Source organism: Rhizobium sp. SG_E_25_P2, assembly GCF_029892285.1.
GTDB lineage: Bacteria > Pseudomonadota > Alphaproteobacteria > Rhizobiales > Rhizobiaceae > Rhizobium_E.
Genome location: NZ_JARXVM010000012.1, coordinates 36,963 through 57,197, shown reverse-complemented (window position 1 = coordinate 57,197; position 20,235 = coordinate 36,963). Strand labels below are relative to the sequence as shown.

Sequence of the window (20,235 nt, the reverse complement as noted above, 5' to 3'; positions counted from 1 at the left end):
GACGCAGTTATCCGACGGCCCAAGTCTGTCACCGGTCGGCGCCCTGTCGAACGCGACAGGCGACAACCGCCGGTGTGGCGGCAGTGGATATGCGCGAGCTTAGCGTGAGGCGCATGAGGCGACCTTTCCAAGTCGGCCTCTTTCAACTCCAAGCGGTTGAAATACGGTCGATTTATGACATGGGAAAGTCGTGGCTCACAATTACGTGAAATCCGTTTTTTCCGCAACGCGGCGCCGAAAAAAAACTGTTCGAAAACGCAGAGAATTCGGACTTTTGAGCCGCCTTCGGCCCAATTGATCTCAGTCATTGAAATGTCCGTTTCTTCACCCATATCTCCTCCCGCCTGCAGCGACCCGGTCGCTGCGGTTCGCCACCCAGATCAGGGAGACAAGGGAATGGAAATACGCAATCGTTCCGCTTCTTCTTGGGGCCGCTCCATGACGGCCGACTGTTCCGGAAGCAGTCGCGCGCGCGGTCTCGCCGCGCTCTAGCGATGTCAATCCTCAGCAGAACATCAGAGCGACCTGCAACACAGGCGCAATGGAAAGGAATGCCATGGAAAAACAAGTGATCGAACATGCGGGCCAGCCGGTTGGCGTCGCCCTCCATCAGAACGGCAAGGTCAAGTTCATGGCCGTCAAATATCATGTCATGGATCTCGACGACGCCGTCTTCAATTCCGTCGCCGAACTTCGCGGTGCGCTCGCACGGCTCCAGTCGATGCAGCCGCGCGCCGCCGCTTGAGGCATGGCGCAAATCCGGCGGGCCGCCACCCAGGCGACCCGCATAAATCCGCCCTTCAGGCGACTTTCCGGCACCGTCGCTTCGCTGATTCGATGGTATTGGCCGAACAGATTCCGGCTTTCCTGTTGCGGAATTAGTGTTAAAAGCGCAACAGTCTCAGGTGAAAATTAAGCTTGACCTTTCCGGCGACCGTGATCGCGGATCAGGATCGACTTCGATTAAATTTCTAAGCATGAATAGTAAACGCCGTGGTTTTCCAGCATGGCTGATGACGCCGTTCGCAGCGCAGTTTCTCGAATGCGTGCGAATCACCCGTTCGGTCCCGAAATGACGCAAGGAACGGCGTGTGGACAAATCTTAAATTTTTGTTGAATTCCTGTCATCCGCGCTGAATAAAAGAGTATGGTTCCGGAACTCGGCGCGGGGGGAAGTCGCGCTGTTCGTATTGCGTCATGTGACGGGCGCGGCGTTTGCGCCGGCTGGCTCGCCAGCATCTAGTTAGGTTCGCGTTTTTCCGCAGGAGCGGAAGAAGCGCATTTCACAATGCCTCGGGGAATGATTCCTGGGGATCAGGAGTTCGTCTGATCCATGTCGAAAAATCTTGTCGTGCTGGCCGCTTTCGCAGCCCTGATGTCGTCCTGCAGCACCAGTTTTCTGCCGGGACCCGACATTGCCCTGACGCCGCAATTCAAGGAGAAGGTGGCGAAGAAGGGTGAAACCATCCAACCGACCACGACCTGGTGGGCGAATTTCAGCGATTCCAACCTCAATCGTCTGGTCGACGAAGCGCTTGCGCAGAACATCGACATCGAGACGGCGCGCGAGCGAGTGCGGCAGGCCCGCATCACATCGCGGGTGAACATCGGCAGTTATCTGCCGACGGGTGGCCTCGATGGCGAAGTGACGCGAAACCACGCCAATCCGCATGGGTCTCCGTCCCAGACCTACACCACCAATTCCGCGCAATTGTCCGGCTCCTGGACGCTCAATCCTTTCGGATGGGCCAAGACATCCGAGCGTGAAAAGGCCAATATCGAATCCTCCAAGGAGAGCCTCAACGACGCTCGCCTGACCGTGATCGCCAATATCGCCACGGCCTATATGAACGCTCAGGGCACGGCGCGTCAGATCGAAATCGCCAAGAAGTCTCTGGCGGTGCAGAACAACACGACGCAGATTACCAAGGCCAAGTTGGAGGCCGGTTCCGCCAGCGCTCTCGATGAAGCGCAGGCATCCGCCCAGGCGGCCCTGACCGCCGCCGACATTCCGCAGTTGGAGCAGGCGCGTCTGCAATATATCAATCAGATCGCCATTCTGCTCGGCAAGGAGCCGGCGGCTTTCGACAATCTGTTCGCCAAATACACGCCGATCAAGCGTCCGAAGATCAAGTTCAACGAAGGCGTTCCCGCCGATCTGCTGCGCAACCGTCCGGATGTTCGTCAGGCCGAGCAGGAACTGAACTACGCGCTGGCCGATATCGGGGTTGCGGAGGCGGACCGTCTGCCGACCATCGGGCTTTCGGGAAATATCGGGCCGAGCAAGACGCAAACCGCTACCCTGACTGGCTGGAGCTTCGGCCCGTCGATCAGTATTCCGATCTTCAACCAGGGCACGCTCAAGGCCATGGTCGACCTCAACAAGTCCACCGCCAAGGTTCAGTATCTGGCTTACAAGAGCACGGTGCTGACGGCGGTGAAGGAAGTCGAGGACGCGCTGGTTGCGCTGCGCAAGGAGCGTGAGCACTATTCGCGCCTTTCCGTCGCGGTCAACGAGTATCGCCGCGCGCTGGAACTCGCCCAGCAGCTTTACGACGCCGGCAACACGGAATTCTCCGATGTGCTGACGGCGCAGGGTTCGCTCTATTCGGCGGACCTGCAGCTGGCCCAGAGCTCGCAGCAGCTCGCGCTCAATTACATCGCGCTATGCCAGGCGCTCGGCGGCGGCTGGGCCGGCGAAGAACAGGTGATGGCGTCCAACTAAACCGGAACGTTGAACGGCGTCACGACATCCAGCTTCGACAGAATCGGCCCCTTTGCGGGGCCGATTTTTTTATGCCAGTCGAGAAAGGCGCGAAACACCGAGCCAGCGTCGCGGCGCAGATCGTGCCAGAGCACGAAGTTCAGCCTCTCCGCAGCCAGGAGGTGGCGATTGTCCTCGTCGAGGTCATGCGCCACGAAACAGGCGATGTGTCGCCCCAGCGCGTCGAACGTGTCGAGAATCGAGCGGTTGCCGCCGCCGATCGAATAGACGGCGTTGATCCCGGGATGGTCGAGAAGCGCCGCGCGCACCAGCGCGCCGGTCATGGCGTCCTTGCCGTAACCCTCGCTCGCCTCGACGATGTGGAGATGCGGCCAGCGCTGTCCCAGAAGCCGGCGGAAGCCTTCGATCCGCTCTTCCTCGCCGCGAAAGCGGCTGGAGGACAGCGTCACCAGCACCGCGCCCTCGGCGAGCGTCGCCCCAATCAGATAGGCGGCGGTTTCCCCGGCCGCGAGATTGTCGGCCCCCGCATAGGCGATCCGCACTGATCCCGGCAGGTCGGTGGCGATTGTGACGACAGGAATGCCCGCCTGCGCGAGATCCGCCACCGCCTGGTTGACCACCGGCGTATCCGCCGCCTTCAGCACGACGCCATGGCTGCCGCGGTTGCGCACCCGGGCGATGAGTTTGACCAGCGCCGCGTCCTCGATCCGCTCGGAAAAATGAAAGCGCGCGCGCAGCACCGCCGGCGGCGAGATCGCCGCCTCCTGTTCGAAGGCATGCCGCACGGCGGTGGAAAACCTGTCCGGCGTCTCCATGATCACGTCGAACACATAAGTCCGCCCCGCATGCGCCTGGGCCTGCTCCTGCTGTTTCAATTCCTCGATCGCCGCCTGCACCCGGCTCATTGTCTGCCGCCGCACGCCGCCGCGCCCATTGATCACCCGGTCGACGGTGGCGGTGGAGAGCCCGGCCTGAAAGGCAATGTCCTTGATCAGATGGTCATGCGCCATGTCGCGCCTTCCGTTTTGATGGATTTTTGATGGATATTGCCCCTGTGCCTAGCACAGCCCGCGCCTATACTGAACTTACATTCGTCAAGCTCAGGGAGGAGCCCATGAAGACCGACAATCCGAAAGCCATGCGGGCGAACCGCGTCTGGTATCGCGAGGCCGATTGCGATCTCGACGATTTCATCTCGCTGATCAGCCAGACCACCGATCTCACTGACTATCCGCATGCCAGCGCCGTCGAGCAGAATGTGCTGATCTACGACGCCGGGCGGGTGGTTGACGCCTGCGCGACGGATGAGGGCCGGCGCGACCTTCTCGCCGAAATCTGCGAGGTCTTTGCCCATGGCCCCGGCGTCGCCGTCTTCAAGCGCGCTTTCACCGATCTCGGGACCATCGATCGCGCCACCCAGATCTTCACCGAGATCATCGAGGAGCAGCATCGCAGCCAAACTGGCGGCGGCGACCATTTCGCCAAGCCCGGCGCCAATGACCGGATCTGGAATTCGCTGGAAAAGCATTGCCTCGCCGATCCCGAGAATTTCGCCCAGTATTATGGCAACGCCATCATCGCGCTGGCCTCTGAAGCCTGGCTGGGGCCGCATTACCAGATGACGGCGCAGGTCAACCGGGTCAATCCGGGCGGGACGGCGCAGAAGTTCCACCGCGATTATCATCTCGGCTTCCAGTCGGCCCGCGAGATCGAGCGCTATCCCGCTCATGTCCATCACCTCTCGCCGGTGCTGACGCTGCAGGGCGCCGTCGCCCATTGCGATATGCCGCTCGAAAGCGGCCCGACGCTGTTCCTGCCCTATAGCCAGATCTACCCGCTCGGCTATCTCGTCTCGGCGCGGCAGGAGTTTCAGGATTACTTCACCGCCCATCATGTCCAACTGCCGCTGGAGAAGGGCGATGTGGCGTTCTTCAATCCCGCGCTCATCCATGCGGCGGGGACCAACCGTTCGGAGAATATTCTCCGCACCGCCAATCTCCTGCAGGTGTCCTCGGCTTTCGGCCGTGCAATGGAATCGGTTGGCCGCGAAAAGATGTCGGCGGCGCTTTTCCCGGCGCTGAAGGCCATGCTGGCGGGCGGCCAGATCAGCCAGGCTGCTGCCGATAACGCCATCGCCTCTTGTGCGGAAGGTTATTCGTTCCCGACCAATCTCGACCGAGATCCGCCGCTCGGCGGCCTGGCTCCGAAAACGCAAGCGCAGTTGTTCCGTGACGCTCTCGCCTCCGACATGGCGCCGGATGATTTCGCCAGGGCGTTGGCCGTGCAGTCCGAGAAGAGACTGACCTGATTTCTGCGCTTCGCCCACGCCGCCGACCGATCGGCGCGGGCGCTAGACCGGGGCTCCTCACGGCGCTCGAATGCGGGGAAGAGGAGCCACGCATTCAAACAAGCGCTTGACGGACCGCCTCCGGACCTCAGTCCGACGTCCTCTCCAGCCGTGGTTTCTCCCCCGCGGCCTGATGTCGGCGAGAAAGACCCTCCCCGGCGCCGGGGAGGGTTCTTCGTTTTTGCATAGAGTCACCGGAGGGTGACGAAGGAGGATCCATGACTGAGAACGCCGCCCGTCTCACGGGCAAGATCGCTGTCGTCACCGGCGGAACGCAGGGGTTGGGGGCGACGGTGGCCCGGCTGTTCGCTGAACGCGGCGCCGAGGGACTGGTGATCTGCGGCCGCAACCAGGCCAAGGGCGAGGCCAAGGCCCGCGAAATCGAAGACGAGACCGGCGTGCGCACAGTCTATCAGCCCGCCGATCTCGAACGGGTCGAGGATGCCCGGGCGGTGATCGGCCGCGCCGACACTGAGTTCGGCCGCGTCGATTGCCTGGTCAACGCCGCCGCCATCACCGATCGCGGCACAATCCTTGAGACCAGCCCAGACCTGTTTGACCGCATGTTCGCCATCAATGTGCGGGCGCCGTTCTTTCTGATGCAGGAGGCGATCGGCTTGATGCGCAGGGAAGGGACCGAAGGCGCGATCGTCAATATCGGCTCGATGTCCGCCATGGCCGGCCAGCCCTTTCTCGCGGCCTACTGCGCTTCTAAAGGCGCGCTGGAGACGCTGACCAAGAACACCGCTTACGCAGTTTTACGCAACAGGATCCGGATCAACGGCCTCAACATCGGCTGGATGGCGTCGGAAGGCGAAGACCGCATCCAGCGCGAATTCCATGGCGCGCCCGCCGATTGGCTTGAAAAGGCGGCCGCTGGCCAGCCCTTCGGCCGTCTCGTCGATCCGCAAGAGGTGGCGCGCGCCTGCGTCTATCTCTGCTCATCGGAATCCGGGCTGATGACAGGGTCGGTGATCTGTTTCGATCAGTCGATCTGGGGCGCTTATGACGGCTCGCCGCATCCGGTCGCGCCGCTCTGATCAGGGCAGGGCGCGTCAGAGGGCCATCTGCCGCGCTTCCTCCACCAACCACTCGCGAAATGCGGCGATGCGGGAATCGCCGCTGTTCTGCTGCGGATAGACGAAGAAGTAAGCGTATTCCGACGGGGCGCGGATGGTGAGTTCGAAGGGCCGGATCAGCTTTCCCTCCGATAGGTCGCTGGCCACCATGGCGAAATCGGCGAGCGCCACCGCCTCGCCGGCGATGGCCGCCTCCACCGCGTCGGTCGAGGTGCCGAACACGATAGTGCGGCTGTCGTCGAAATCGGCGACGCCCGCCGCCGCCATCCACATCCGCCAGTTTGGCCAGGTCACGCCCGGCCGCGACCATTCGATATGGGCAAGCGTGTGCATTTGCAGATCGCTGGGTTTTTGCAGCGGCTTGCCGGAGGCGAGCAGGCGCGGGCTGCAGACCGGCACGATGACATTGTCGAACAATCTGTTGGCGGCCAGCCCTGGATATCGCCCAGATCCATAGCGGATCGCCACATCGACGTCGTCGAGGTCGAAATCGCGCACTTCATAGGACACATCGAAACGCAATTCGATCTCGGGATGCCGCTTGCGGAACTGGTCTACCCGCCGCATCAGCCACTTCGTCGCAAATTGCGGATCGACCGTCACCCGTAGATAATCCGCCCCCCGCGCTTTCTTGCGCGCCCGCGATACGGCTTTTTCGAGAATGTCGATCGCTTCCTTGGCGGCGTCGCACATGATGGCGCCGGCCTCGGTCAGGCGGATGGAGCGGCTGGTGCGCAGAAACAGCTGCGCGCCGACCTGATCCTCGATTTCCTTGATCTGGTAGCTGACCGCCGCAGGCGTCAATCCGAGTTCATCGGCGGCGCGGGTGAAATTGAGGTGATGAGCCGCCGCCACCAGCGTTCTCAAGGCTCGGGCGCCGGGTGCGGCTCGCATGGGCTACCTTCAAAAAAAGCTTGAAATTAGATTGAGAATTACTCGTTTCCCTTATTTCGGTCAATGCGTCATAACAAAAGCATCAAACAACCTTTAAGAAAAACTTGATGGAGCCGGTTATGTCGACCTCTTTCGCCCCGCATCACGCCGCCCATGTTTCGTTGGACTGGAGCAAGATCCTCAACCGGATCGCCGCGTTCTTTTCCGTCCATGAAAGCGCCTCGGTCCCTCCTGCGCTGCCGGATGCATTGCGTCGCCTGTCGCCGCATCTGCTCGCCGATATCGGCGTCGAGCCGCGTTTCGCGGTGGAGGACGATTTTTCCCAGCGCGGCACGTCGCCCGGTCTCTGATCAGCGCCTGTCATCGATCGCGCACCGCCCGCGCCGTCTCGGCGATCCGCAGGAATTCGCGGGCGGCGGTCGGTAGCGACGATCCCCGGCGCCAGACGAGCCCGACCTGGACCACCGGCAGAGCGCCCGAAACATCGCGGCTTTCGATTCTGTCGCCTTCCAGTGACCAGGGCCTGTAGACGAGATCGGGCAGCAGCGCGACGCCGGCGCCGGTCGCCACCAGGCTGCGCACCGCTTCCACCGACCGGGTGCGGAAGGCGACATGCGGCTTGGCGCCCAGCGCCGTCAGCAGTTTGCCGGTATTCTCCTCGATTTCATCCACCGTCAGCATGATCAGCGGCTCCTGGGCGATGTCTTTCACTGAAATGATGTCGGCGCCGCCGAGCTTGTGGCCCATCGGCAACCACAACCGATAGGGCGAGGTCTCGATGATCTCAGCCTGCAGCGCCATGCGGTCGCGCAGGTTGGAGATGGTCATCACCGCGATGTCCAACTCGCCGCCGACCAGCAGATGTTCGAGATAGGAGCCGTTGTCCTCCATGGCGGTGACGTCGACACCCGGATAAGCGCGCCTGTAGCGCCTGAGCAGATCCGACAGCACATAGCCCGCGACCAGCGAGGTGACGCCGAGATTGAGCGCGCCGGAGACATCCTGCTTCTGTTCGGAAAAAGCCCGGCGGGCGTCGGACACCTGCGACAGGATGTTCGTCGCATGGCGCAGAAATTGATGGCCGTTATGGGTGATGGTCAGCCCGCGCGAATGCCGGTCGAACAGCGCCACGCCGAGATCGCTTTCGAGTTCTTTGATCGCCTCGGTGATCGAGGATTGCGAGATCGACAGCATCTGCGCCGCCCCCGATACAGTTCCCTGTTCGGCGACGGCGATGAAATATTGCAATTGTCTGAGCGTGAAGGCCATGGGGCGAGGTTAAATCACATCGCCCTTGTCGGCGCAATTTTCCGGCCGTTTCATGCCCGGCCGGTCTGGCGCTTATTGAAGTTCGCGTATTTTCTGAAGAAAGCGCTGGGCTTCGTCCTGATCCGGCTCCCAGAAGCGGATATCGGCGCTGTCTTCGGCGCCAAGGCAGATGTGAAAAGCCTCGCGGTCCATGCCGAGTTCGACCAGTCGCTCCTCGATCTGGCTCGCATCGGCGGGAACGCCGTTAAATTTCAGGGTTGCGTTGTATTGAGCCGTATGGCTGGACATCGGTTTCCTCCCGTATTCCTTGCATAGCGGTATGGAATATAGTGAAGAAATTCTCAATGTGAAGATTCAATTAACCTTAATGTGCGGGTCAACTATAAGTAATACTATTCAAATCTGGCTTTTGCCAATCACGAGACAGGCTTTGCTGGCTTGCGACACTGCAGCGGTGAGTTGTGTCAGTTGATCGGCCGCCAGACGGTTGATCTGCCAGAATAGGGCAATGTCGAGATGCGCGCCGGGAACGAGTTCGACGAGGCGTCCGGCGGCGAGATGATCGCGCACCAGCAGATCCGGGTTCATGCCCCAACCCAGCCCCAGCAGGCAGGCGTCGACGAAGGCCTGTGTCGAGGGGAGCCAGTGGCCGGTCAGCGCCGCTCTGCTGCCCAAGGCGGCCATGGCCCATTGTTCCTGCAGCCGATCCTTTTGATTGAAGGTCAGCGACGGCGCCGCAGCCAGCGCCTCGACGGTCACGCCTGCCGGAAAATGCCGGGCCATGAAGGCGGGGCTTGCGGTGGCGCGATAGCGGAGAGCGCCGAGCGCCAGGGCGCGGCAACCTGCCACCGGCTTGTCGAGGCTGGTGACGGCGGCCAGCACGTGCCCGCGCTTGAGCCATTCGGCGGTGTGGTCCTGATCGTCGACGGTGATGTTGAAGAGATGCCCTGAGCGGGCCGAATATTGCGCCGCGGCGGGCAAAAACCACGAGCCGAGACTGTCGGCGTTGACGGCGACGGCGATGGTGGCGCGGTTCGCGCCAGGCTCTTCGCCGCCCAGTCCCGGAAGTTCCCGAAACAACTCCTGCTCCAGCAGGCCGACATGCTGCATGTGGCGGCAGAGCCAGGCGCCCTTGTCGGTCGCCGTGCAGGGATTGCCGCGGGCGATCAGCGCCGCCCCGATCCGATCTTCGAGTTGCTTGACCCGTTGCGACACCGCGGACGGCGTCACGTTCAGAATGCGCGCCGCCTTCTCGAAACTGCCGGTTTCGGCCACTGCGGCCACCGCCCTGAGGGAGGCATAGTCGATCATTGTGATTAGTCCAGCTTAATTTGCATTAGGGAGTTTAACTATCCTAATTCAGAGCTGTTCGCTAGTTGTGTCGGCGCCAGCAAGGAGGGCGCATGACATTCTCCATTTTCTTCACCGGCGTCGGGGCCGGTCTCGGCCTCATCGTCGCCATCGGCGCGCAAAACGCCTTCGTCTTGCGGCAAGGGCTGCTGAAGCAGCATGTGCTGGCCGTCTGCCTCGCCTGCGCGCTTTCCGACGCGGTGCTGATCGCGCTCGGCGTCAGCGGCTTCCGTCTGGTGTCGGCGGCGCTGCCCTGGCTCGATCCCGCCATGCGGGCCGGCGGGGCGCTGTTTCTCGCCTGGTATGGCGCGCGAAGCTTCCTCTCGGCCTGGCGCGGCGGCGGCGCCTTGCTGGCGGAGGGGGGAACGCAACGTCCGTTCTGGCCGACGCTTCTGACCTGCCTGGCGCTGACCTGGCTTAATCCGCATGTCTATCTCGACACGGTCGTCCTGTTGGGGGCGATTTCGACGCGCTACGACGGCGCAGAACATATCTTTGGCCTCGGCGCCGTGACGGCCTCCTTCACCTTCTTCTTTTCGCTCGGTTATGGCGCGCGGTTGCTGCGGCCGCTGTTTGCTCGCCCCAATGCCTGGCGCATTCTCGATGCGGCGATTGGCCTGGTGATGTGGATGATCGCCCTCAGCCTTGTCACTGGCGGGTGATGTCGATCTTGCGTTAACGGGGCTCGGCCTCGACATCGAGGTGATCAGGGTCAAGACCCTGCCGCGCGCGCGCGGCCATCATCTCGAAGGCCTTTTCAAGATGCCGCGCCATGCGCTGGGGATCAAACAGCGGCGAGACGGCCCGCGCCGCTTTGAGACGCGCCCGGTAGCCTGCGCGACGGTCGGCGTCGCCGATCAGGTCGAGCGCCAGCCGGACATAATCGCGCTCCGTCGCCGCCGCCAGATCCGCGCATCCCACGGCCTGAAGCAGCGCCCAGCTGACGCGGGAGTGATAGGATTGTCCCCGCATGGTGACGAGCGGCGTCGCCGCCCTGAGAATATCGGCGCTGGTCGAATGGCCGTTATAGGGCATTGTGTCGAGCGCCAGATCGGCGAGCGCGATCTGGCCGAGATAAACAGGATGCGGGGCGGGATCGCCGATAAAAAAGATCCTGTCGGCGTCAACGCCCTGCCGCGCGGCCTCGCTCAGCATCGATTGCCGGGCGGAAGGGTTGCGGCACAGCGTCCACAGCACCGCCTCCGGCGCGGCGCGTAAAATCTCCATCCACAGATCGAACAGCCGGGGCGTCATCTTGCGCGGCGCATTGAAGGCGCCGAGAATGACTTTTCCCTCCGGCAAGCCGACCTCGGCGCGGCTGACGGGCTGGATGTCGTCAGGCTCAAAGGCGCGGTTCGGCATCTGCGTTTCCGGCAGGCGGCAGAGCTTTTCGCGATACTGCGCCCTGGCGCTATCCGGCGTCACAAACATGTCGGTGATCGCATAGTCGAAATCCGCGCCGGGCACTGTCGCCGGATAGCCGAGATAGACGGCCTTGACGGGAGCGGCGCAGAGCCGCGCGATGTTGAGCCGGCTGCTGCGGGTAAAGCCCTTGAGGTCGACGAGTATGTCGATCCCCTCCGCGTCGATCCGCGCCGCCGCCGCCCGGTCGTCGAGCCCGGCGAGATCGACATAATCGGCCTGAAGCGGACCCAGCCGCTTGTCGGCGATTTTTCGCGGTCCGTAGCCGAACAGCCTGATCGAGAACCGTTCGCGGTCATGGGCGAGAAGGACCGGCTCCAGCACGTCGAACACGATGAAATTGCCGAATTCGTCGCTGAGATAGCCGATGCTGATCTTGCCGTCGGAAGAAATCCGCCGGCGCAGCGGCGCGCCTGCCACCTTGGCGATCTGGTCGAGGCGGCGTTGATCCGCCGAAAGCTGGTCCTGCCGCGTCTCATCATCCAGCCAGTAGAGCCGGTCGAGCGCCGCCTGATGGGTGAAAACCGCTTTGGCGAAAGGCGTCATCGGCTCCGCCATCATCTGCTCGAAACGGCGCAGGCTGTCGAAATCCATCATGCTGCGGGCCGAGGCGATCAGTTCCACGCTCAGGGCGACATCGCCCGGATGAAGGAGGCAGGCCGATTGGAGACAGCGATGCGCCTCGGCGTGCCGGCCGATGCGCTTGAGGCTGGAGGCCTTGAAGAAGGCCTGCTCGGCCCTGGTCATATCGAGGCGGTCGAGTAGACCTGTCAGCGGCGCGAACCGGGCATGGGCGAGAAGCGCCCGGCAGAGGTCAAGCGCGAGGTCGGCGTCGATGGCTTCTGACGCGGCGATCGCGATGCGTTCCATGTCCTCGGCGGCGCGCGCCTGGATGAACAACCGGCAGGCCAGTTGCCGAAACGCGTTTGCCTTGTCCTCCACCCGGTCCGAAAGCCGCTCATAGATCCGCCCGGCCTCGACGTGCCGGCCGATCTTGACAAGGCTGGCCGCCAGCGCCGCCATCACAGCGGGCTCCTCGGCAGCCTCCGGCAGCGCGGACAGCATCGCCACGACATCGGCATGGGCGCCGGCCTGTTGCAGAGGGCGGATATCGTTGAGGACGGCGAGAAGGTCGGGGCGCATGCGGTGCTCGATTCGGTGGCGGTGATCCTACACCGCAAGCCGTCGAGCGGACAAAAAAATGACCGGACGGGCAGGGGATGGCCGTCCGGTCAAGAGAAGCGCGGGTGATGCGGGGAGGGGAACGCACCCGCGCTTGGGGGGGAGGAGGTCAGTTCACTATTTAGAAAGCGGCGCGGCGGAGCGCGGCGCGGCGAGCGGCGTCGTTCTCGCGGATGGAGGTTACGATGGACGACACGGCCGTCGCCACGAACATGACCGTGATCAGGCCTGCCATTACTGTGAGCGTCATGTACATCATTTCGTTTGTCCTTCCGTCAGACCGTGTGTCCGCTTGGCCACCTTTATGACCGATAAAGCGGCGCTTGCCTGTTTCCTGGGGAACATCGGCTGAGTGCCGGATTTTCCCTCTCATCTGCGCTGATTAAAGCCGATGAGCCGTGAAGCGTCGCTGAATGCTTCGTTCAGATAACGTTCAGCCTTTGGAAAAGTTTCGAGGCTGCGAAAAATTTGGTTGACAAGAAGAAGCCCGCCTTTGTCGGGGACCGCCTGTCGCGCTCGGAGGCAGGTGGAAAGGGCGCGGGAATCGGCTAGTTTCCATTTGAACAGGAGATGCTGATGCCCCGCTACATGACACGCAACGGATGGGTCGAGGTCGACAATTGGGGCTATCAGCTTCAGGGCCGCAATGGACAGATGTTGTCGGTGGAAGCGCTGTCCCGCCAGCCGCATGACATGCTGGTGATCGACGCCACCGGCGACGGAACCAACGCCACCCGCTTCTCCCGCAAGGATGTTTCCGAAATCCAGGACGGCCCCGACGGGCGTCGCCTCGTCGCCTCCTATATCGCCATCGGCGAAGCCAGCGATTTCCGCGATTACTGGGACAAGGACTGGACGACCACCGGCAAGGCCACCGGCAAACTCACCTCTGAGGCGCCCGACTGGCTGGGCCCCGTCAATCCCAACTGGCCGGAAAATCGCAAGGTCCGTTATTGGGACGAGGACTGGCAGAACACCCTCTTCAACGACAAGCGCACCGGCGATTTCGACAAAATCGTCAAAGCCGGCTTCGACGCCGCCTATCTCGACATTGTCGACGCCTATTATTTCTGGGGCACGGAAGTCAAAAAATCAGACCGCCAACAGGGCGACCCGAAAAACGACACCCAGGCCGCCGACCGCATGGTCGATTTCATCGTCAGCATGACCGAACACGCCCGCGAAAAGAACGATGATTTCTTCGTCATTCCCCAGAACGGCGCCTGGATCATCGACGCGCTGAAAGACGGCGGCAAAGCCTATCGCGACGAAATCGCCGACTACTATTCCGTCATCGGCGGCATCGGCATCGAAGACCTCTATTTTCGCGGCGGCGACAAGGACGAAAACAACGCCTTTCGCCCCGACGAAGACACGATCCGCATCCTCAAACGCGACTTCCTCGCCCACGACATCCCCGTCTATGTCACCGACTACATCACCGGCGACAAGCGCATCGCCAAATTCGAGGCGGCGGCGGCAGAGGATGGCTTCATCCCCTATGCGGCGCCGGACCGGGATCTGGACCGGATGGGGGACGCGTGGGCGGTGTGAGGCCTGACCGGATTTAGGCGCTTGGTTGAACTGCGCGGCGATCCAGCGACCAGACCCCAAATCGCCGCCTTCAACCGCTTGCCTGTCACTGCGGGGTGGACGTCACCCCGATTTTCTCTCGCTCCAGGATCTCGCGCGTCTCGCAAGCCAAACGCGCAAGGGCGGATCCAGGACGGTGGTGACGACAGCGGCCAGAAGCATCGTGACGGCGACGAAGGCCAGACCCAGCCACAGCGACGGCTGCATGCTCCACTTTTCCATGCCGAGCCGCGCAATGTCCCGGAGCGGGGCGTGAATGACGTAAACGGCATAGGACATTGCGCCCGCCCAGGCCGCGAGCGACCGAAGGGGACCATCCGCTCTCGCATGGATCGCCAGCATCACCAGCACGGGCGCGGCGATCAGGACGACGAAGAGTTCATACGCCGCCGTCAGCGGGGCGGCGGGCGCATAGGCAAGCATTGCGATCACCAGCGCCAGGATCAACCAGGCTGGCGCTGCGATGCGCGGAAGGCGATCGCGCAGCCGATAGAGGGCGACGCCCGCGAAAAATCCGAACGCCACGCGCGGGGCGCCCATCCAGAAATTGGTTCCGAGCGTTCCGCCATCCATCGTTCCGATGATCGACGCCATGGCGATCAGGCAGACGGCGGAGACGCCGATGATGGCGGCCAGCCAGCCGGCGGACAATCTCGGCCACAGCACCGCCAAGACCAGATTGGCGGCCAGTTCGAAAAACAGCGACCAAGCCGGAAAATTCAGCGTGTAGACATCGCCATCGGCTCCATTGGCGGGAAACGGCAGAAACAGAAGCCCGGTCACGACGGCCAGCGAAAGGCGCAGGATTGACGGGGGCGCATCGGTCGCCAGCCATTGCGCGGCGACGGCCAACAGGCCGAGGCCCAGTCCGATCGCATAGATGGGATACAGCCTGACCAGTCTTGCGACGAGGAAATCCTTCGGCGTCAGGCCGCCGCTCAGGCGCGGCCCATAGGCGTGGGCGATGACGACGCCGCTGAGAAGAAAAAACAGGTCGACGGCCAGATAGGCCGTGCCCGGCTTGACCTGTTGTCCCGCGATCATCGGAATATGCAGGAGAACGACCATCATCGCCGCCGCCCCGCGCATGCCGTCCAGACTCTCAAATCTCTCAGCCGCCAAGATGTGTCCGATCCGCCGTCATCCCGTGTTGAACCATGGGCGTGAGAGCCGCGCTCGCGCCGCCGCCCACAGCCGCTATCTCATCTTTCGCCCGGCCGCGGTGGACGCCCCGCCAGCGCAGAAGATGACATCATCCTGCAAGGATCACAGCGCCCCGCCCAGTTTTGCCCTCGGTTGATTGAGATTACGTCAATGGGGGGGGAAGGACGTAAACATCCTCTTTCGCCCCGACGAGGACACGATCCGCATCCTCAAACGCGACTTCCTCGCCCACGACATCCCCGTCGAAGTCACCGGCTATATCACCGGCGACAGACGCGTGGCGAAGTTCGAGGCGGCGGCGGTGGATGGGTGGGAGGTGTGAAGGGGGGATTTCGAATTGTTGAATTTTGTTTGGACCACACCCTTTTGTCGATTGTGCGGGCCTGAGCGCGCAAATTGCTTCACATCCTGGGTAGGGTGCCGACCACACTTCAATAATCTGCAGACTCGACTCCCTGTTGTGCTGGTGATTTATTCACCTAATTACAGATGGGGAAGAGATATGGGCGACAAAGCGAATGAAGAACTCGCGAAGCTCGGACAGAAGTCACTGGAGACGGCGGAAAAGGCAGGCGGGTGGATTGATGACGTTTTCGGGAATGGTATTCGGCATGTTGCCGGCGCCTTCGAAGATAGTATGGCTGGATTTCGGATGCGCAATAGAGCGCAAGTGATGGAAAAAACCAGAAAGGCCATCGAAAAAAGCGGCATGGTGGGCAACGTACGTGCACTTGATCCTAGAATTTCGATCCCGCTGTTTGATGCTATTTCTAACGAGAGCGACGATGTGCTTCAACGTGTTTGGGCCGATTACATCCGCAACGCTGTCGATCCGAAGCTGCCAAATCCTGAAAGAGTGGTGATAGACGTTGTCAGACGGCTGGAACCAGCGGATTGGCCTGTCTTAAGAGTGGCATTTGCCCATAAAACTGGAGAACTGACAGCCGCAAATTTCGACATGGAAGAGTCCGCTCTGCAGGCGTCCCTGGACCGATTACATGTGCTTGGACTATTCGAGCATAACGACGGCGGGCTGATCTTTTTGCTGGGAGGTGAAAGTGATCTATCTCGGAAACCCCTTTCGATAACGGTCGACAGGTCTGAATACTCTGCAACCCGGCTTCTTAGAAAGCTGGCTGTCGCAACGTCGCAATGGAGTGATGAGCATGTTTCATGACTTTCGCAGCGGGCTAGCGTTAAAAAATCTTGGGTGGGCTTTAGCAATTGCACCCAGTGACGAGCGGCCCAAGCTAGCCTTCGCCATCGCCGGTTTCGCAGCGTCGCTGCGGTAACAGGGTATGGATGGGTTTCGCCATTTCTTAGCAAGACAACCAATTTCGATCATCTTCAAAGAAGATGACGCGGAAGCCTTGCGTTGTGCCCGTGTCGCTATTGAGGAGGGTAAAGAATATCAGCTCGGCAAAGGATGGCTTGCCAGGGTTGATAAGCCGCATGTGCAAGGCCAGAAACAACATGTGCACTTCTACCAGCGGGGAAAAGAAGTCCACGTATTAAATCTGGACGGAACACCCAGCCATGGGGGCGGCGGAGCAATCCCGTCGTCGGTAAAAACGAAACTGCGAGCAAAAGGTGTAAATCTGAGTGAGAACGCACTTTTGCTTGAAAGCGCCGCCGGTGGGGAGTTTTCCACACCCAAATCGGTAATGCAGTCCCTTCGTTTCCGTTTGAGGCTCGCACAGCTCAGATAGCCCACACCCCTGCATCAACTGAGTTTGTCCAATCAAGAATTTGGCGGCTGCTCAACTTTTGTTGTGCACTGAAATATTGTGGGAGGATCCGTCTCTCATGAATCGAGATTAAGCACGTTTCTGGGCATATGGTCCAATCCCCTCACTTACAAATCGCATTCCCCTGCCGGTTCTTGTAGCACTCTGGCCGCTGCGCCTGATTTTGCTTTTAGTAATACTGTTTGCTCTGACTGTTGGTCCCGGAAAGATCGCCATCGAGATCCCCATTGATGTCGCTTCGGCTCGGCTGGTTTCGAACAGTGCGCGTTTCGCCGAAGGCGCTTACGGGCGAGAGAGTGATTATGGCCAGCATGAGTAAGGCGGCGCGCATGGGGGATCTCCTGATGAAGATCACGGCTCAACTCTACAGCGTCGGCTCCTGTTCCTGCAATCGCCGCCGCAGGTCTTTCGGCGCGGTTGCGGAGAAGGGGCTGGCTTTGATCTCAGGGAGCATGCCGGAAAATGAGACTATATTTTGCGTGCTGCCCGGCCCCTCATCCGGCTGCCGCCACCTTCTCCCCGCGCCTGCGGGGAGAAGGAGGATGTGGCAATGCCGCGGCTCCATCGCCCTTCTCCCCGTTTTACGGGGAGAAGGTGGCGGCAGCCGGATGAGGGGCCGCGCACGCCGTCAACCGCAAACGGAACAAAACCCTCGCGATCGTCATGCTCGGGCTTGTCCCGAGCATCTACAACGCCTTGATTTTGCTTGATGGCTTAGATTCTCGGGACAAGCCCGAGGATGACGACGTTGGAAGAGTTCGACGCCGCAGTCCATGGACTTTAGGGGCTTCTTCAAGAAATCAGACTCTTGGAAATAAATTCATCCCCCACCATCCCACGCCCCTTATCCTATCCCTCGTCCCATCATCGGCTACACCGCGAGGCGTCGCGGCGAGATGGGGCCGGCGCTGGGGGAAGGGGGACGACGTGAACTCTCTTTCTCCGGGGCTTCGAGAAACGACGACCCCCGAACACTGGGGACTTGGCGTGAAAGCGTCCCCCCAGGGTGGCGTCTCGAAAGGGACGTTACAGTAAGGCCCGCTTTAGAGGCGGATTACCCGCAGGCTCGACCTGCGGCGACGAGCGTCAAGTTCGAGGCACAAACCGCCGAATGCGGGGCGCGATGAGCGTCATATTAAAACTAAACAAACGAGGCGTTCTTCGCGCCCCGGCCGAGCCCTTTTGGGCGAAGCGAGACAATGAGGAAAACTCCGGGCGTGATGACGCGGCGGAGGGTTTTGGCGCGCCCGATCCGGATCGCTCGCGGCGATGGGCGCCGCCCACCCTTCCAAAACGGCCCAAATCGCTCTATACCGCGCGCGTCAAACACCGGTTCGTCCGGTTTCTACAAGCACCACCCGCATTCGTTGGCGGGACTGGATAAAGGAAAAGCATATGTCCGTTTCCCTCACTTTCCCCGATGGCTCCGTTCGCGCTTATGACGCCTCCGCAACCGGACGCGACGTCGCCGAGAGCATTTCGAAATCCTTGGCCAAGAAGGCCGTCGCCATCAAGATCGATGGCGCGCTGCGCGATCTCTCCGACGTCGTTGTCGACGGGCGGATCGAGATCGTCACCCGCACCGATCCCGCCGCTCTCGAACTCATCCGCCATGATGCGGCGCATGTGATGGCCGAAGCCGTGCAGGAACTCTGGCCGGGCACGCAGGTCACCATCGGCCCGGTGATCGAAAACGGCTTCTATTACGATTTCTATCGCGACACGCCGTTTACGCCCGACGATCTGCCAGTCATCGAAAAAAAGATGAAGGAAATCATCGGCCGCAACAAGCCGTTCACCCGCGAGGTCTGGTCGCGCGACAAGGCCAAGCAGGTGTTTGCCGACAAGGCGGAAAAGTTCAAGGGCGAGTTGATCGACGCCATTCCCGAGGGCCAGGATCTAAAAATCTATTACCAGGGCGACTGGTTCGATCTCTGCCGTGGGCCGCATATGGCCTCCACCGGCCAGATCGGCACGGCCTTCAAGCTGATGAAGGTGGCCGGCGCCTATTGGCGCGGCGACAGCAACAATCCGATGCTGACGCGCATTTATGGCACCGCCTGGGCTGATCAAGCGGAACTCGACGCTTACCTTCACAAGCTCGCCGAGGCCGAAAAGCGCGACCACCGCAAGCTCGGCCGCGAAATGGATCTCTACCATTTCCAGGAAGAAGGCCCGGGCGTGGTGTTCTGGCATGGCAAGGGCTGGCGCATGTTCCAGACGCTGACCGCCTATATGCGCCGCCGTCTGGCCGGGACCTATGAAGAAGTCAACGCGCCGCAGGTGCTCGACAAGTCGCTCTGGGAAACCTCTGGTCACTGGGGCTGGTATCAGGAAAACATGTTCGCGGTGAAATCCGCGCATGCCTTCACCCATCCCGATGACGAGGAAGCCGATCAGAAGGTTTTCGCGCTCAAGCCGATGAACTGCCCCGGCCATATCCAGATCTTCAAGCATGGCCTGAAGTCCTATCGCGACATGCCGGTGCGTCTGGCCGAATTCGGCCTGGTGCATCGCTATGAAGCCTCGGGCGCGCTGCATGGGCTGATGCGCGTGCGCGGCTTCACCCAGGACGACGCCCACGTCTTCTGCACCGATGAGCAGATGGCGGCGGAATGCCTGCGCATCAACGACCTCATCCTGTCGGTCTATCAGGATTTCGGCTTCGACGAGATCGTGGTCAAGCTGTCGACCCGTCCGGACAAACGCGTCGGCGAGGATGCGCTGTGGGATCGCGCCGAAAGCGTGATGATGGATGTGCTCAAGCAGATCGAACAACAGTCCGAAGGCCGCATCAAGACCGGCATCCTGCCGGGCGAGGGCGCCTTCTATGGTCCGAAATTCGAATATACGCTGAGGGACGCCATCGGCCGCGAATGGCAATGCGGCACGACCCAGGTCGATTTCAACCTGCCCGAACGTTTTGGCGCCTTCTATATCGACAGCAATTCGGAAAAGACCCAGCCGGTAATGATCCATCGCGCCATCTGCGGCTCGATGGAGCGCTTCCTTGGCATTCTCATCGAAAACTATGCCGGCCATATGCCGTTGTGGTTTGCGCCGCAGCAGGTGGTGGTCGCCACCATCACCTCTGAAGCCGATGATTACGCCATGAAGGTGGTGGAGCGTCTGCGTCACGCCGGCCTGTCGGTCGAGGCGGATCTGCGCAACGAGAAGATCAACTACAAGGTCCGCGAACATTCGGTGACCAAGGTTCCGGTGATCCTCGTCTGCGGCAAGCGCGAGGCCGAGGAGCAGACGGTGAACATGCGCCGTCTCGGTTCGCAGAATCAGACGCCCATGGCGCTGGAAGAAGCCATCGCCGCGCTGGTGGATGAGGCGACCCCGCCGGATCTCAAGCGCCGCGCGGCGCGTTGAACGAACGAACCAGACAAAAGTTCCGGCAGGCGTGGACAAAATCCACGCCTGTCGTCATTATGTCACCCTAGGTTCTTATCAGTG

Annotated in this window: 20 protein-coding genes; 11 read left to right on the top strand and 9 right to left on the bottom strand. The window is 61.3% G+C overall.

Features of this window, described 5'->3' with window-relative positions; translation table 11 throughout:
- The first annotated feature begins 556 nt into the window (after positions 1-556).
- A complete protein-coding gene (locus M2360_RS16910; RefSeq protein ID WP_280776438.1) occupies positions 557-745 on the top strand; it encodes a hypothetical protein in 189 nt (62 codons plus the stop codon).
- Between the two features lie 588 nt (positions 746-1,333).
- Positions 1,334-2,725 carry an efflux transporter outer membrane subunit gene (locus M2360_RS16905; RefSeq protein ID WP_280776437.1) on the top strand — a complete coding sequence of 464 codons (1,392 nt, stop codon included), beginning with the start codon at positions 1,334-1,336 and terminating at the stop codon, positions 2,723-2,725.
- Here M2360_RS16905 and M2360_RS16900 read toward each other — a convergent pair.
- Complete coding sequence (locus M2360_RS16900; protein WP_280776436.1) at positions 2,722-3,735, bottom strand: LacI family DNA-binding transcriptional regulator; 1,014 nt, start codon at positions 3,733-3,735, stop codon at positions 2,722-2,724. The genes M2360_RS16905 and M2360_RS16900 overlap by 4 nt on opposite strands.
- A 104-nt stretch (positions 3,736-3,839) precedes the next feature.
- On the opposite strand from M2360_RS16900, the gene M2360_RS16895 reads away from it, so the two are divergent.
- The gene (locus M2360_RS16895; protein ID WP_280776554.1) at positions 3,840-5,033 is read left to right on the top strand and encodes a phytanoyl-CoA dioxygenase family protein; all 1,194 of its coding nucleotides are present in this window, start codon (positions 3,840-3,842) and stop codon (positions 5,031-5,033) included.
- Positions 5,034-5,290: 257 nt separating this feature from the next.
- The gene (locus tag M2360_RS16890) at positions 5,291-6,112 is read left to right on the top strand and encodes an SDR family oxidoreductase (RefSeq protein WP_280776435.1); all 822 of its coding nucleotides are present in this window, start codon (positions 5,291-5,293) and stop codon (positions 6,110-6,112) included.
- A gap of 15 nt (positions 6,113-6,127) precedes the next feature.
- On the opposite strand, the gene gcvA is transcribed toward M2360_RS16890, so the two are convergent.
- On the bottom strand, positions 6,128-7,045 hold the full coding sequence (gene gcvA, locus M2360_RS16885; RefSeq protein ID WP_280776434.1) for a transcriptional regulator GcvA: 918 nt from the start codon (positions 7,043-7,045) through the stop codon (positions 6,128-6,130).
- A gap of 119 nt (positions 7,046-7,164) precedes the next feature.
- On the opposite strand from gcvA, the gene M2360_RS16880 reads away from it, so the two are divergent.
- Positions 7,165-7,395, top strand: coding sequence for a hypothetical protein (locus tag M2360_RS16880; RefSeq protein WP_280776433.1), 231 nt, complete (start codon positions 7,165-7,167; stop codon positions 7,393-7,395).
- Between the two features lie 10 nt (positions 7,396-7,405).
- Here M2360_RS16880 and M2360_RS16875 read toward each other — a convergent pair whose 3' ends face one another.
- The 3 genes from M2360_RS16875 to M2360_RS16865 form a co-directional block, all read right to left on the bottom strand.
- Complete coding sequence (locus M2360_RS16875) at positions 7,406-8,314, bottom strand: LysR substrate-binding domain-containing protein (protein WP_280776432.1); 909 nt, start codon at positions 8,312-8,314, stop codon at positions 7,406-7,408.
- 72 nt (positions 8,315-8,386) lie between these two features.
- Positions 8,387-8,602, bottom strand: coding sequence for a hypothetical protein (locus tag M2360_RS16870; protein WP_280776431.1), 216 nt, complete (start codon positions 8,600-8,602; stop codon positions 8,387-8,389).
- A gap of 108 nt (positions 8,603-8,710) precedes the next feature.
- Positions 8,711-9,625 carry a LysR family transcriptional regulator ArgP gene (locus M2360_RS16865; protein ID WP_280776430.1) on the bottom strand — a complete coding sequence of 305 codons (915 nt, stop codon included), beginning with the start codon at positions 9,623-9,625 and terminating at the stop codon, positions 8,711-8,713.
- Between the two features lie 92 nt (positions 9,626-9,717).
- On the opposite strand from M2360_RS16865, the gene M2360_RS16860 reads away from it, so the two are divergent.
- Positions 9,718-10,326, top strand: coding sequence for a LysE/ArgO family amino acid transporter (locus M2360_RS16860; protein WP_280776429.1), 609 nt, complete (start codon positions 9,718-9,720; stop codon positions 10,324-10,326).
- 13 nt (positions 10,327-10,339) lie between these two features.
- Here M2360_RS16860 and M2360_RS16855 read toward each other — a convergent pair whose 3' ends face one another.
- Both M2360_RS16855 and M2360_RS16850 read right to left on the bottom strand, forming a co-directional pair.
- Positions 10,340-12,229 carry a hypothetical protein gene (locus M2360_RS16855; protein WP_280776428.1) on the bottom strand — a complete coding sequence of 630 codons (1,890 nt, stop codon included), beginning with the start codon at positions 12,227-12,229 and terminating at the stop codon, positions 10,340-10,342.
- Between the two features lie 160 nt (positions 12,230-12,389).
- Entirely contained in the window at positions 12,390-12,518 is a 129-nt protein-coding gene (locus M2360_RS16850; RefSeq protein ID WP_280776427.1) for a hypothetical protein, read from the bottom strand.
- Between the two features lie 326 nt (positions 12,519-12,844).
- Between M2360_RS16850 and M2360_RS16845 the strand changes: the two genes are divergently transcribed.
- Entirely contained in the window at positions 12,845-13,822 is a 978-nt protein-coding gene (locus tag M2360_RS16845; RefSeq protein WP_280776426.1) for an endo alpha-1,4 polygalactosaminidase, read from the top strand.
- A 102-nt stretch (positions 13,823-13,924) separates the two neighbouring features.
- Here the strand turns inward: M2360_RS16845 and M2360_RS16840 are convergent, their stop codons facing one another.
- Positions 13,925-14,983, bottom strand: a complete 1,059-nt coding sequence (locus M2360_RS16840) for an acyltransferase (RefSeq protein WP_280776425.1) — start codon at positions 14,981-14,983, stop codon at positions 13,925-13,927.
- Positions 14,984-15,161: 178 nt separating this feature from the next.
- Between M2360_RS16840 and M2360_RS16835 the strand changes: the two genes are divergently transcribed.
- The 3 genes from M2360_RS16835 to M2360_RS16825 all read left to right on the top strand — a co-directional run bounded on the left by M2360_RS16835 (position 15,162) and on the right by M2360_RS16825 (position 16,734).
- Entirely contained in the window at positions 15,162-15,347 is a 186-nt protein-coding gene (locus tag M2360_RS16835; protein ID WP_280776424.1) for a hypothetical protein, read from the top strand.
- Between the two features lie 180 nt (positions 15,348-15,527).
- Entirely contained in the window at positions 15,528-16,202 is a 675-nt protein-coding gene (locus M2360_RS16830) for a hypothetical protein (RefSeq protein WP_280776423.1), read from the top strand.
- Between the two features lie 121 nt (positions 16,203-16,323).
- The gene (locus tag M2360_RS16825; RefSeq protein WP_280776422.1) at positions 16,324-16,734 is read left to right on the top strand and encodes a hypothetical protein; all 411 of its coding nucleotides are present in this window, start codon (positions 16,324-16,326) and stop codon (positions 16,732-16,734) included.
- Positions 16,735-16,942: 208 nt separating this feature from the next.
- Here the strand turns inward: M2360_RS16825 and M2360_RS16820 are convergent, their stop codons facing one another.
- Entirely contained in the window at positions 16,943-17,104 is a 162-nt protein-coding gene (locus tag M2360_RS16820) for a hypothetical protein (protein ID WP_280776421.1), read from the bottom strand.
- A gap of 1,064 nt (positions 17,105-18,168) precedes the next feature.
- Between M2360_RS16820 and thrS the strand changes: the two genes are divergently transcribed.
- A complete protein-coding gene (gene thrS, locus M2360_RS16815; RefSeq protein ID WP_280776420.1) occupies positions 18,169-20,151 on the top strand; it encodes a threonine--tRNA ligase in 1,983 nt (660 codons plus the stop codon).
- The last annotated feature ends 84 nt before the right edge of the window (positions 20,152-20,235 follow it).